Origin of the sequence: Brevundimonas sp. UBA5936 (genome assembly GCA_002430835.1) — a bacterium.
In the GTDB taxonomy this organism is placed as follows: Bacteria; Pseudomonadota; Alphaproteobacteria; order Caulobacterales; family Caulobacteraceae; genus Brevundimonas.
The window spans coordinates 43114-55807 of the sequence record DJDA01000001.1 but is presented as its reverse complement, the minus strand read 5'-3'; the positions used below and the strand labels follow the sequence as shown (position 1 = coordinate 55807).

11 protein-coding genes are annotated in these 12694 nt (G+C 65.5%); 7 read left to right on the top strand and 4 right to left on the bottom strand.

Features of this window, described 5'->3' with window-relative positions; genetic code table 11:
* Nucleotides 1-39: 39 nt before the first annotated feature.
* Together B2Y21_RS00275 and B2Y21_RS00270 are read right to left on the bottom strand one after the other, a co-directional pair.
* Nucleotides 40-1575 (bottom strand): DUF4139 domain-containing protein, encoded by a 1536-nt coding sequence (locus tag B2Y21_RS00275; RefSeq protein ID WP_292055820.1) that lies wholly within the window; start codon nt 1573-1575, stop codon nt 40-42.
* 76 nt (nt 1576-1651) lie between these two features.
* Nucleotides 1652-3061, bottom strand: coding sequence for a DUF4139 domain-containing protein (locus tag B2Y21_RS00270; RefSeq protein ID WP_292055817.1), 1410 nt, complete (start codon nt 3059-3061; stop codon nt 1652-1654).
* Between the two features lie 128 nt (nt 3062-3189).
* Between B2Y21_RS00270 and B2Y21_RS00265 the strand changes: the two genes are divergently transcribed.
* The 5 genes from B2Y21_RS00265 (at nt 3190) to B2Y21_RS00245 (ending at nt 8303) form a co-directional block, all read left to right on the top strand.
* Nucleotides 3190-3576: a DUF2946 family protein gene (locus tag B2Y21_RS00265; RefSeq protein ID WP_292055815.1), complete on the top strand. Its 387-nt coding sequence runs from the start codon at nt 3190-3192 to the stop codon at nt 3574-3576.
* Between the two features lie 73 nt (nt 3577-3649).
* On the top strand, nt 3650-5719 hold the full coding sequence (locus tag B2Y21_RS00260; protein WP_292055813.1) for a TonB-dependent receptor family protein: 2070 nt from the start codon (nt 3650-3652) through the stop codon (nt 5717-5719).
* A complete protein-coding gene (locus B2Y21_RS00255; RefSeq protein WP_292055810.1) occupies nt 5719-7110 on the top strand; it encodes a PepSY-associated TM helix domain-containing protein in 1392 nt (463 codons plus the stop codon). The genes B2Y21_RS00260 and B2Y21_RS00255 overlap by 1 nt, the downstream gene beginning before the upstream one ends.
* A gap of 14 nt (nt 7111-7124) precedes the next feature.
* Nucleotides 7125-7619: a copper chaperone PCu(A)C gene (locus tag B2Y21_RS00250; RefSeq protein ID WP_292055808.1), complete on the top strand. Its 495-nt coding sequence runs from the start codon at nt 7125-7127 to the stop codon at nt 7617-7619.
* 180 nt (nt 7620-7799) lie between these two features.
* Nucleotides 7800-8303 carry a hypothetical protein gene (locus B2Y21_RS00245; protein WP_200168615.1) on the top strand — a complete coding sequence of 168 codons (504 nt, stop codon included), beginning with the start codon at nt 7800-7802 and terminating at the stop codon, nt 8301-8303.
* On the opposite strand, the gene B2Y21_RS00240 is transcribed toward B2Y21_RS00245, so the two are convergent.
* Nucleotides 8300-9934, bottom strand: a complete 1635-nt coding sequence (locus B2Y21_RS00240) for an IS1595 family transposase (RefSeq protein WP_292055806.1) — start codon at nt 9932-9934, stop codon at nt 8300-8302. The genes B2Y21_RS00245 and B2Y21_RS00240 overlap by 4 nt on opposite strands.
* A 222-nt stretch (nt 9935-10156) precedes the next feature.
* Here B2Y21_RS00240 and B2Y21_RS00235 point away from each other — a divergent pair, with 222 nt between their 5' ends.
* Nucleotides 10157-10468, top strand: coding sequence for a DUF6471 domain-containing protein (locus tag B2Y21_RS00235; RefSeq protein ID WP_200168613.1), 312 nt, complete (start codon nt 10157-10159; stop codon nt 10466-10468).
* A 75-nt stretch (nt 10469-10543) separates the two neighbouring features.
* Here B2Y21_RS00235 and B2Y21_RS00230 read toward each other — a convergent pair whose 3' ends face one another.
* Entirely contained in the window at nt 10544-10879 is a 336-nt protein-coding gene (locus B2Y21_RS00230; RefSeq protein ID WP_200168612.1) for a MerR family DNA-binding protein, read from the bottom strand.
* A 26-nt stretch (nt 10880-10905) separates the two neighbouring features.
* Here B2Y21_RS00230 and B2Y21_RS00225 point away from each other — a divergent pair, with 26 nt between their 5' ends.
* Nucleotides 10906-12615, top strand: a complete 1710-nt coding sequence (locus B2Y21_RS00225) for a restriction endonuclease (protein WP_200168611.1) — start codon at nt 10906-10908, stop codon at nt 12613-12615.
* Nucleotides 12616-12694: the final 79 nt, after the last annotated feature.

The following is a 12694-nucleotide window of genomic DNA, read 5'->3' as shown; positions in this document are numbered from 1 at the left end:
CAGCCACCCTCCCCATGAAGGGGAGGGAGAATCACAGCCTCAATCCGTCGTCGTCCAAGCGGCCGTCAGCGTCGCCGCACCGTTCGCCGGCACGCTCATCGTCCAGACCGGATAGCCGGTGTCGTCCACCCGACTGCGCACCGACTGGCTGCGGATACGGAAACCGCGCTGTCCGGCCGCATCGGCGACCAGTTCAACCGTCACCGGCTCGGAGCGGGCGTTGGTGACTGTGGTCTCGACCTCGGTGCGCTCTGTCGTGACGGCGCCGCGCGTCGAGCTGCCGGACTTCACCAGCCGCGTCTGCACCCGCACGTCCGGCGATTCGCCGAAGGTCAGCCGCAGCGGCAGGCCTACGCCCTTGTCCTCGAACCGATCCTGACCGGCCAGCAGCACGCCGCCCGCTCCGTCCGGCTGCATCACCGCCACTGAGCCGCCCGGCAGGGCCACGCCCAGCCCGGCGCCCTCCTCGTTGCGCAGCTTCATGACGATGGCCGTGGGCTGCGTCTCCTCGTCCGGGTTCAGCACCCCGGCGCGATAGACCCGCTCATAGGCCACGGCCTCGCGCTCCAGAAAGCGCACCTGCTTGGTCTGCCGCGCCGCCACCGTGGTCGGCTCAGGCAAGGTGTAGATCTTGTAGTCGCCCAGTTCGCCCTGTTCAGCCAGCTTCGGAGCGCGCGCCATGCGGCTGCCGGTGATGACGACATCCGCCACCTCCATCGCCATTGGCCTCGGCGGTGCGGGCGGCGGCGGAGGAGGCGGCGCGCCGCCATAGCCCGCGAATTGCCCTGAACCGAACGTCGTCGTTCCCTGCGGCCAGCACTGGTTCTGCTGATAGCGGACCAACGGCTCGACCGGCACGGTGCCTGCGTCCTTCCTCAGCGTGCCCGCCACCACCTGCACCGGGGCGTCAGGGAATCCCGTGCCGCCGAAGTTGGCCAGCGTCACCCAGCCGGTCAGGCCCAGCGTCCCGTCCGTCGGGTTAAGCCGCGCCACATAGTCGGCCGACCACTGCAGCCCCGTGGTCAGATAGGCCAACGTCACCGTGTGCCGTCCCGCCCGCTCGGCCCGCGTGCGCACCGACAGCGTCGGCTGGTCGCCCAGCCCCTCTGGCACGCGATCGAACACGACCCGCTCGGTCTGGCCCGAACAGTCCAGCGCCTCGAACCGGCCGTCGATCTCCAGCACCGTGCCCTGGGCGCCCGCGCGTATCACGGCGGCCTTCTCGACCTGTTCGCCGGTTGCGGGATTGGTGCGGACGACGCGCACCACCTCGCCGACGGATTTCTCCAACAGGCTGGCGGGCGACAGCAGGTCGAAGTCGGCGTTGCGCTCGACCACATGGGCGGGCAGCCCCTCCAGCACCGCGCTCTGCGGCACGACGCCGGTGGCCAGTCCCCGAAAACGGATAATCCCCTCGCCCGCCGGTAGATCGACCGTGCGCGTCTCGACGATCAGGGCCAGCCCCTGACGGTCCAGCCGGCTCCACGGCTGGCGCGACTGTTCCATCAGGGCGACCGTATCGACCGGCCGGTCGCGATAGATCACCACCGTCGCCCCGTCAGGACGCGCGGACACGCTCTCCGTCTGGGCCCAGGCCGTGGGCCCCAAAAGGCTCAGCGCAGTGGTGATCGCCAGAAGGCGGCGCATGAGATCAACCGCCCGTGGTGATGGTCGCGGTCAGCTTGGTCTCGCCGTTGGCGGGCACGGGCACGCGCCAGACGACGGTGCGCGCGTCGCGCATCTCGCCCGTGATGCTCTGATCCGTCAGTTCGGTGTCGCGGCCCAGACCGCGCTGGCGCACCTCGACCGTTACCGGCTCGGGCCGAGCGTTGCGGACGGTGTATTCCATCGCATAGCGGGTGCGGAAATAGTCGACCAGGCGCTTCGACACCCGCTCGGACGACACCAGACGCGGCTGCACCGTCACATCAAAGGCGTCGCCCGTCGTCACCACGATCTCGGACCCTGCGGACGAGTGGTCGACCTGGCTTTCGCCGATGAAGCGCGGCTCGCCCGCCTCATCCTTCACATAGACGCGGATCACCCCCGCCGGCAGGGCGCGCGCGGCGTTCCCCGATCCATTGGCGAAGATGACGCCGACTTCCGCCGCGATCGGCTCCTCGGCGCTGTAGAAGCCGTCGACCACCCGCAGATAGCGCTTGGTCGCGGGAACGCCCGCCGCGTCGATCAGGCCGACCTGCTTGGTCTGGTTGTTGGCGACCGTGACGGCCTCGGGCAGCGGATAGACATAGACGTCGGCCAGCGCGCCCTCACCGCCCGACTGGGTTCCGTTGCCGCGCACGCCGCCGCCGCGAACCGGCTGGCGCGGATAGCCGCCCTGATTGATCAGATTGACGTCGCCCGCCACCACTCGCGTCTGGGCGTTGCTGAAGGTCGCGCCCGAGTTGTTGGTCAGCGTCACCCAGCCGGTCAGATCCAGCTTGCCCGCCTTCTCGTCGAAACGGGCGACATAGTCCGCCTTCCACGTCAGGCCGCTGGTCAGATAGGACAGGGTCGTCTCGCGGCGGCCTGCTCCCTCGGCGTCCAGCGTCACGCTGAGCGTCGGGCGCGGGCGCAGGTTCTGCGGCACCCGGTCGAAGATGACGCGCGTCGGCACGCCGTCGTCGCGCAGCACCTCGATGCGATCGCCGATCTGCAGCACCACGCCCTGATTCGCCGCCAGCACCCGCGCGCGCTCGGTCGATTGCGCGCCCGATCCGGGGTTGGTGCGGACGATGCCGATCTCATTGCCGACGGCGCTTTCCATCAGCTTGCCCGGGGTCAGCAGATCATAGTCGAAGTTCTGCTCGACCACCGACAGGCCGCGCCCCGACAGGCCCACCGTCTCGGGCCGGATGCTGGCCGAAACGCCCGGAAACTCCTGACGCGAGCGCCCGGCGGGCACGTTCAGGTTCCGCACGTCCTCCACCAGGGCGATGTTCTGATTATAGACCGTCAGGGAGACGCGATCGGGACCGCCCGGCCCCTCCTCCACCTGTTGCGCGGCCGCAGGCGCGGCAAGAAGCAGGGCGAGAGCGAAGGGTCCGATGGCGCGGATCATGCGTGTCCTCGATGACTGTCCAAGCGTCACGCTGCACTGCGAAGGCGATCTTGTCGAGGCCGCGCGCGACGCCGCGTCGCCCCTCGCCGGTCTAGCTTCCCCGTCTGGGAAGGTTTAAGCCCTGCCTCGTGACCCGCTCTCAGGCAGAAAACTGGTCGACTTGGCGCTCGCTGGCCTTCCTGGCCGCGACGTTCGCCATCGTGATCGGCAGCCTGATGCCGTTCGCGGCGCTGGCGGCCTCCACGCCCGGCTACCCCATCGTCATCTGCTCGGCCGACGGTCCCCAGACCATCCAGTCCGGCGGCGTCGACGGCCCGGTCAAGGAGCATATGGGGGCCAAGTGCGCCGCCTGCGTCATGCCGCTGCTGGCGGCCCTGCCTGCGCCCGCCGCGCCGGAACCGGCGCCGGTCGTGCGCCTGACGCAGGCCGTCGTCTACGCTCCCTTCATCGTCAGCCCCCCGCCCCCGGCGCGCGCTCCGCCGCGCCCGCCGTCGCGCGCCCCGCCTCACGCCTGAAACCAGACCCATCGACGCCGCGCGCCTGCTGAAGGCCTGCGCGGCCGCACATCTGTTTCAGGATACAAATTCCATGTCTCTCAAGACCGCTGCGGCGCCGTGCGCCCTGCTGATCGGCGCCTGCCTGGCGCCGTCCCTCGCCCATGCCTACGACCTGCCGGAGGCTGACAGCCCCACCGTCGTCGACAGCATCATCGTCACCGGCCGCCGCAACGCCGAAGACCCGACCGTCGTGGCCGAGGCCCGCGACCGTCTCAGCCGCACCCCCGGCGCCGTCGCCGTGGTGTCGGCCGAAAGCTATTCCGACCGCTTCGTGCAGGGGTTCGCAGACACCCTGCGCAACGTCCCCGGCGTGCTGGCGCAAAAACGGTTCGGCGAAGAAAGCCGCCTCTCCATCCGCGGCTCGGGCATCGCCCAGGGCTTCCACCAGCGCGGCGTCCTGTTCGCCCAGGACGGCGTGCCCTTCGCCGATGCCGACGGCTTCTCCGACTTCCAGAGCGTGGCTTCCCTCAGCGCCCGCTATGTCGAGGTGTGGAAGGGCGCCAACACCCTGCGCTTCGGCGGGGCCCAGTTGGGCGGGGCGATCAACCTCGTCACCCCGACCGGCCGCACAGCCCGCCAGCGCGCCCTGATGCAGGTCGAGGGCGGCAGCTACGGCTTCGTGCGCGCTCACGGCGCCGTCGCCGAGACCTATGGCGACTGGGATATCTACGCCGCCGCCACAGCCATGCAGGGCGACGGCTGGCGCGACCACAGCCAGCAGTCGCAAGGCCGTCTGACCGTCAATGCGGGCCGCTCCTTCGGCGAGGATCGCGAGGTGCGCCTGATCGCCCAGGCCGCCGACATCAAGCAGGACATGCCCGGCTCTCTGACATTGGAAGAGGCGCTGAACACCCCGCGCAAGGCCGCCGCCAGCGCCCTGTCCGGCGATCAGGCCCGCGACCTGACCGTCAAGCGGCTGACGCTGCAGACCCGCTGGCGCTTCAATGAATCCACCCTGTTCGAGGGCGCCGTCTGGGGCTGGGAGAAGTCGCTGTATCACCCGATCTTCCAGGTGATGGATCAGGACAGCGCCACGCGCGGCGCCTTCGCCCGCATCGACTGGACGGGCGACATCGGCGGCCTGCGCGCCGACGCCTTCTACGGCTTTTCATGGCGCGAGGGAGAGGTCGAGGCCCTGCGTTATGTGAACTTGGCGGGCCAACGCGGCGCCAAGACCGCCGATGCGCGTCAGGACGCCTCCGGTTTGGACGTCTTCGCCGAGGGGCGGCTATTCGTCACCGACCAGTTGGCCCTGGTCGCAGGCGGCTCATGGGGACGCGCCACGCGCGACTATCTGGACCGCATGACCTCGGCCAATGACGCCAGCCGGAACTATGAGTGGTTCTCGCCGCGTCTGGGCCTGTTGTGGGAAGCCAAAAACGGCGCCCAGGTCTTCGCCAACCTGACCCGCTCGGTCGAGCCGCCGACCTATGGCGCCCTGGTGCAGGCGCCGCTGACCGGCTTCACCCCGGTCGAGGTTCAGGACGCCTGGACCGGCGAGATCGGCACGCGCGGCCGTCATGGCCCTCTGGCCTGGGATCTGGTCGCCTATCGCAGCCGGATCGAGGGCGAGATGCTGAACTTCATCACCAGCCCCGACATTCCCGCCGCCACCTTCAACGCCAAGAAGACGATCCATCAGGGAATCGAGGCCGGGCTGGACTGGACCCTGCCGGTCGAACTGGCGGACGGGTCGCTGATGCTGCGTCAAGTCTATAACTGGAGCGACTTCCGCTTCGACGGCGACGCGCGCTGGGGCGACAACCGCCTGCCGGTCGTGCCGCAGCATCAGTACCGCGCCGAGCTGACTTGGCGTCATCCGACGGGCGTCTTCGTCACCCCCTCGGTCGAGTGGCGGATGTCCAGCCCCTATGTCGACTACGCCAACACCATGAAGGCGCCGGACTACGCCGTGCTGGGCCTGACCGGCGGTTTCAACATCAACGCCAACACCTCGGTCTACATCGACGCGCGCAACCTCACCGACAAACGCTACGTCGGCGAGTTCTCAGCTGTAACCGACGCCCGCACGACACAGACCGCTGTCTTCTTCCCCGGCGAGGGCCGTTCGGTCTTCGTCGGCCTGCGGCTGGCCTACTGATGACCGCCTCTCACAAGACCAAGGCGCCGGACGTGATGTCCGGCGCCTATCGGGCCGTCTGGCGCTGGCACTTCTACGCAGGGGTGCTGGTGATGCCGTTCCTGATGCTGCTGACGCTGACGGGCGGCCTCTATCTGTTCAAGGACGAGATCGACCACGCCGTCTATCGCTCCATGATCGAGGTTCCTGCCAGCGCCCAGCAGGCCGATCCCGATCAGTGGCTGGACGCCGCCGCCCACGCGGGCGAAGGCCGGGCGGCGAATGTGCTGTTCCCCGACCGCGCGGATCAGGCCGTGCGCGTTCAGGTCAACCGGCCCGACGGCGCCCAGCGCACCGTCTTCGTCGATCCGCATACGGCCGCCGTCACCGGCGTCACCGCCTATGGCGGCGTGACCGAGACGATCAAGAAGCTGCACTCCCTGACCCTGTTCGGCGGGCCGATCGGCACGGCGCTGAACATTCTGGTCGAGATCGTCGCGGGCTGGGCCGTCATCCTGTGTGCGACCGGCCTCTACCTGTGGTGGCCGCGCCGCCGCACCGGCGCCGTGCTGAGGCCGCGTGAGACGGACGCCGGACGCCGCCCCTTCTGGCGCGACGTCCACGCCCTGACCGGCTTCTATGTCGGCGGAGTGATCCTCTTCCTTGCGGTCACGGGGATGCCGTGGTCGGCCGTCTGGGGCGATCGGTTCATGGGCGTCATGCGCGACACGGGGCTGGGCCGCCCGCCCGCCCCCGCCGCCGCCAGCCCCTGGAGCCACGCCAAGCCTCATGACGCCCCCGCGGGCGTGGGCTGGACGCTGGAGAACGCCGCCCTGCCCGCCGATGACCATGCGGCGCATGGGCACGATCACGCGGCCCCCAGCCTGAACCGCGTGCTTCAGACGGCGCGCGAACAGGGTCTGCCCCGCCCCTTCACCGTCAGTATTCCCCAATCCTCCGACCTGGCCTGGACGGTCGCCCGCCAGACCCGCAAGGCCGAGGACGCCCGCAGTCTCTATGTCGACGGCGCCAGCGGAGCGGTGAAGGCCGACCTTCGCTGGCATCAGTTCGGCGTCATGGCCAAGGGCTTTGAATGGGGCATCGCCGTCCACCAGGGGATGCAGTACGGCTGGATCAACCGCATCGTCATGCTGATCGGCTGCATCGCCGTGTGGCTGCTGGCGATCAGCGGTCTGGTCACATGGTGGAAGCGCCGACCGCCCAGCCTGTCGCGCCGCCGCACCGGCGCCCCGCCCGCTCCGCCCGGCCCTCGCGCGAGAATCGCCGTGCTGTGCATCGTCATCCCCCTGTCCATCCTCTATCCCTTGACGGGACTGAGCCTCGTGGCCGCCCTGCTGCTCGACCGGGCGGTGCGTGCGTTCACCGGGTCCAAGCCCGTCGCAGCCTCTTGATAAGGAGCTTCAACATGAAACGTCTGTTCGCCCTGACCGCCCTGTCGGCCGCCGCCGTAACCCTCGCCGCCTGCGGCCAACCTGCCGAAAAGTCAGCCGAGGCCGCCAAGGACGCAACCGTAGCCCCCGGCACAGTGCAGGTCGCCGACGCCTGGTGCCGCCCCACGCCCAACGGCGCCAAGGTCGGAGGCTGCTACCTGACCCTGACGGCAGGCTCCGACGACCGTCTGGTCAGCGTCTCCACCGCCCTGGCCCAGTCGGCCGAGGTGCATGAGATGAAGATGGAGAACGGGGTCATGAGCATGGCTCACCTAGCCGACGGCCTGCCCCTGCCCGCCGGAACCCCGGTCGAGCTAAAGCCCGGCGGCAACCACATCATGCTGATGGGCCTGCGCGATCCGCTGGTCGACGGCGGCGTCGCCTCCTTCACCTTGACCTTCGCGAAGGCCGGTCCCATCGGCGTCCACGCGGCCATCAAGCAGCCGCCGGTGGTCGATTCGGAGGAATAAACCCTCTCCCAATGGGAGAGGGCTTGAGCCTCCAAGAGCGGCATTGGGTAGCAAACACACCTAAAGCCCAAAACAGATAAGGGCACCGTCTTGGAGGTCGCATCTATGGGGCGGTCTGAAGTTTTGACACAGCCATTTTCAGCTTGAGCGGACCCTTCATCGGGCCTAGCGACGAGCACCATGAAGGAACAATGGCTGAAGAAAGCGCTGATCAGCGAGTACGCGAAGCTGCTGGGTGAACTGCAGCGTATTGAGAAGCCACCGAAGTATGAAACGCGCCTCAAGCCGGATAGGGACCGGTTTCTAGCCGAGGCGCCTCAGAGAGAGGCTAGGCGGCAACAAATCCACGAAGGCTTGCCTCACATCGCCTACGTGATCCGCATGTTCGAGCCGGAGTGGGATGACACGACGGTGAAGCCGATTAGGCCGCGTGCAGCCAACACCGGCTTGCCGCCTGAGGGTATCGGCGGCGCGGCGATGGATATCTTAAGAGAGGCATCTGAACCGCTTACCATCGCCGAAATTGTGGACCTGATAGCGGACAAGAACGGTTTCGTTCTCGATACCGTCGAGCTCCGTCAAAAGTATCACACGGCCGTCAACAACCAGATCAAGAAGACATACCAGCCCTTCGTCCGTCGGATTCCCGGCAAACCGGATCAGTTCATCGCGCACATAGATTAGTGGCGCACTCGCTTCAACGAACGCGTCGGCAGAGGCTCCCAGCGCGCGATCACCTCGTTCCGAAGTCGTTCACGCAACGCCTTCAGTGCGGTAGCCGAGGGAGTGGCGACGCGCCGCGCGATATTCAACGGACTGGCGGTCCAACTGAGAATGTCAGCCTCATAGTCGCGCACGTAGGCGCTTTGTTTATAGCCGATCACGATCTCGCGCTTCAGCCACTCAGAAAGGCTATCCTCGGTCCGCCCACGATCGTCAGTCACAACAAAGTCCGCGCTGCCCCAGGCCCTGGCGAAGTGCAATGCGAGCAGCGATTGTCGCAAACTGGCGCCTTCTGAGCTGCCGGTCATGTGCTCGGTCAGACGAGTTCGAAGGCCGTAGGTCTCACCCGTATAAACATGTTGGCAGCCGCCGTGCGTCCAAAGAGGGTGCCCAGGGCTCTCTATGAAGCCAATTTGGCTGAGCATCCGTTCTGTGTCCTTCAACAGGACCACGTACACTCCGGGGCGATCCGGAACGGTCGCAGGCGTCTCGATAAAAGTGGCTGCATCGATGAAGTTGAAGCCGTCTTGCCAGTTCTTGCTATTGCGAGACGAGCGCAGAGGCCCGCTGTGAACCTGCTTTCCATTTGCCAGCCTGGCGTTGTCCCGCTCCTCGCGCGTAGGAGGGCGCCATCCTGCAATGTCACCTTCTTTGGTGACATAGGAGCACAGTCGCTTTCGTCCCTGAAAGTAGCCAGCCAACTCTGACCGCCCAGGTCGGCTCATAGCCGACATCAGACTGCCCGCACGCTGTTTCTTCTTCCCCTTCGCCCGGCCAAACTCGACGCGCCATCCGGCCTCGGCCGTGTAAAAGTCGAAGTAGTTCTGGGTGATATGACGGTAATTGTTCTCGGCGGACCGGATCGTTCGGATCAGGCTTTCAGCGCCATTCGTGCAGGCCTCCGGTGTCGCGTAGGAGACGGAATGGTTCACTTGGAACAGCTTCCATTTCCCGCGAAATCGATTCCAGCTGGCTGCCTTGTCAGTGAACAAGACGGCGTCGTTCGCAAGCACTTTTTCGATTTGGGTGCGCGGATGGCTTTCGTGTTTTGCCACCCAAGTCAGGATAGGGCCGTCACGGGACTTACAGACAACGGCGTGCATCGTTCTATCAGCAGCCCGGTAGGGAAATTTCCGATGGTCTTCCCGTTCCTTTTTCAGGTTCTTCGGACGGATGAAGCCACCGAATTCTCCACCGTCGATCTCGACCTCGCCCGTCAGGATACGTGACTGGGCAAACTTAGAAATCGCATCACGGAACTTGTGAAACCATGTGAAAACTGTCTTGTAATGTACTCCCATGCAGTCGGCCATACTTGTCGCGCTGAGACCGTCTGCCTCTTCACAAAAGCGCGCAATCATGAAGATGATTTTATCATACGGAAGTTTTCTGTACGCCCAGAACGTTCCAGACGTCGGTGAGAACTGGTGAGTGCACCTCTTGCACTTATAGAGATCGCGGGTCTTGAACGTATATACTGCATCGCAGCTGCATTTGGGGCACGCGGGACGGCCATTCGTATCGGAAAAGCGCATCCGCACGAACAGTTCTCGCGCCGCCACGGGGTCGCGCGGCGCGTTGAACGGCGTCAAGGCATTCGCCTGGCCAATCTCCGACACCGCCTGAGACAATCACCTTCCCGCTACAAAAGTCGCATATGTGCGATTTTGTAGCTTCTCGATGATGGTGTCGGTCAAGACTTTTATCGCATATATGCGATATCAACCTCTGGCCTGTGGCGCAAAAGTCGCATTTTCGATGCGTTTAGAGGTGGTTTGTCTTGTCAGATGATGAGGATTGACTAGGCTACCGACATGCCGGTTCAGACGCTGACGCCCTCGTCCAACACTCCATTGACCGACGCTCAATGGCGCGATCTCGCCAAGGGCATGTTGAAAGCGGAATTGAAGCGACAGAATTTGACGTACGCAGAACTGTCCGATCGCCTAGCCGCTCTGGGTGTAGATGAGAGCGAAGCCAGCATCCGAAACAAGATCAGTCGCGGGTCCTTCTCTTTTGTTTTTGCGCTTCAGGCCACCAAAGCCATAGGCCTCGATCTAATCGCGTTCCGGCCTGACGTCAGCTATGTGGTTCAGCCGCCCTCTGAGCTGTTTCATCAAAGATAAAGCCGTAGCGCTTGATCGTCTCACGATGGAGGACCTTTCCGGTCCGGCTTCGCAGCTTCTCCTGAAAGCCAACATCTATTCGGCCTGCGCTGGCCCCAGGGCCTCGATGATCAGACAGGTCGAGATTGTGCCCTGCCAGCATCGCGACAGCAGGTTGTAGGTTCCACGACGCGGGCCCTCTAGGTCGGCGATCTTGCGCTCGACCTCGGTCAGATGCGCGCGCGTCAGTTCGTCCACTGTGGCGCACGACTGATCGCGGCGGTCCGCCAAGGCCAGCAGATCGCGCACCTGTTCGATGGCGAAGTGCAGATCGCGGACGCGGCACCCTGCGTACGCGCCCCTCCTGACGTGGAATATCCAGGGTTGCGCCTGAGTAGGCGAGGGGTACATGTCCCAACGCACGGCTTTCATTGATTCGCGTTCTTCCAGGGGGATTTGTGGCGGACCTCGTTCTTAGATCATCCAACCTCGATAATCTCGTCGCCGGTCCTCTCACCGCGCGCTGGAACGCCGCCGGCACGCGGATCCTTCGCTACTACATCGACCTGCGCCATTCGAAGATGAACCTGCATCGGGAGCTCAGCGCGCCGGAGAGGTTCATTCTCCAGAGCAAGGTCGACGCCCTCCTCGCCGCCTGGGACGAGAAGTGGGAGCAGCATCAGATCAAGGCCCTGCTGCAGTCCGGCAAGGAGTCGGCGGACGAGATGACGGCGGACGCCCTTCAGCGGCTCGACAGCCTGGGCCTCATCCTGGCCCACACTCTCTCGGTCAATGACGCTGTCGACTGGGAGGCGCTGAAGGACCGTAGCGCCTATCCCATGCCTCTGCGCTTCCCGCAGGCCAAGCCCGTCTTCACCCCTTTCCCCGCCCCCACCTTCACGGCGCCGACCATCTCTTTCTGGAGCCGTTTGATCGGCAAGGCAGAGCGCATCCGCGAAGAGGCAGCCGGCAAGCATCGCGAAGCTGTGGCCGCCTGGGAGGCCCAGGAAGCGCTCGGCCGCGCCCGCCACGCCGCCGAGGTCGGTCACTGGCAGAAGGCCGAGAAGGACTTCTGGGACGAGCACGAGGTCGCCAACAACGCCTTCCTCGCCGAACAGGCCGAAGCCAACGCCAAGGTCGACGCCCTGCGCATGTCGGTGTCGGCGGGCGACCCCGAAGCGGTGGTCGAACATGCCAGCCTCGTTCTGGAGGCCTCCGACTACGACGGTCTTTTCGAGAAGTCCTACGAAGTCCAGTACCGGCCTGAGGATCGCCTGCTGCTCGTCAGCTACGATCTGCCCGCGCCGGACGCCTTGCCGGGCGTGAAAAACGTGCGGTTCGTCAAGGCCACCGGAGAAATGAAGGAGACCCTGATCTCCGAACGCGATCGCAAGGGCAATTTCGAAAGCGTCGCCTATCAGATCTGCCTGCGCACGCTGCACGAGCTGTTCGAAGCAGACGTCGACCACAATATCGGTCGCATCCTCTTCAATGGCCAGGTCGAATACGTCGATCCCCGCACCGGTCAGGAAGCCCGCGTCTGCCTGCTGTCGGTCCTGGTGGACCGCGCCAGCCTTGAGGCGATCGATCTCGCCCGCGTCGACCCTAAGGCCTGTTTCAAGAGCCTCAAGGGCGTGTCCGCCGCCAGCCTGGCCTCGCTGACCGCCGTGCCGCCTGTCATGGAGATGGACCGCGAAGACCGTCGCTTCATCGAGGGCCGGGACGTCGCGCAGACCCTTGATGAAGGCACGAACCTCGCCAGCATGTCGTGGGAAGACTTCGAGCATCTGGTCCGCGAACTCTTCGAGGAGGAATTCCGCTCGCGCGGCGGCGAGGTCAAGGTCACGCGCTCCAGCAGCGACGGCGGTGTGGACGCCGTCGCCTTCGATCCCGACCCCATCAGCGGCGGCAAGATCGTCATCCAGGCCAAACGCTATACCCGCACGGTCGGCGTCGCCGCAGTGCGCGACCTCTACGGCACAGTCATGAACGAAGGCGCCTCCAAGGGGATTCTGGTCACGACTGCGGACTATGGGCCCGACGCCTATCAGTTCGCCAACGGCAAGCCCCTGACCCTGCTCAACGGTGCCAACCTTCTCCACCTGATGGACAAGCACGGCCGCCGCGCCCGAATCGACATTCGCGAAGCCAGACAGGCAGCGTCCTGAGGCGCGGCAACACCCTGCTAAGCAGCCGCCCCTGTTGATGACAACTGGAAGGACGAAAAGGCCTGATCGAATTGGTGCG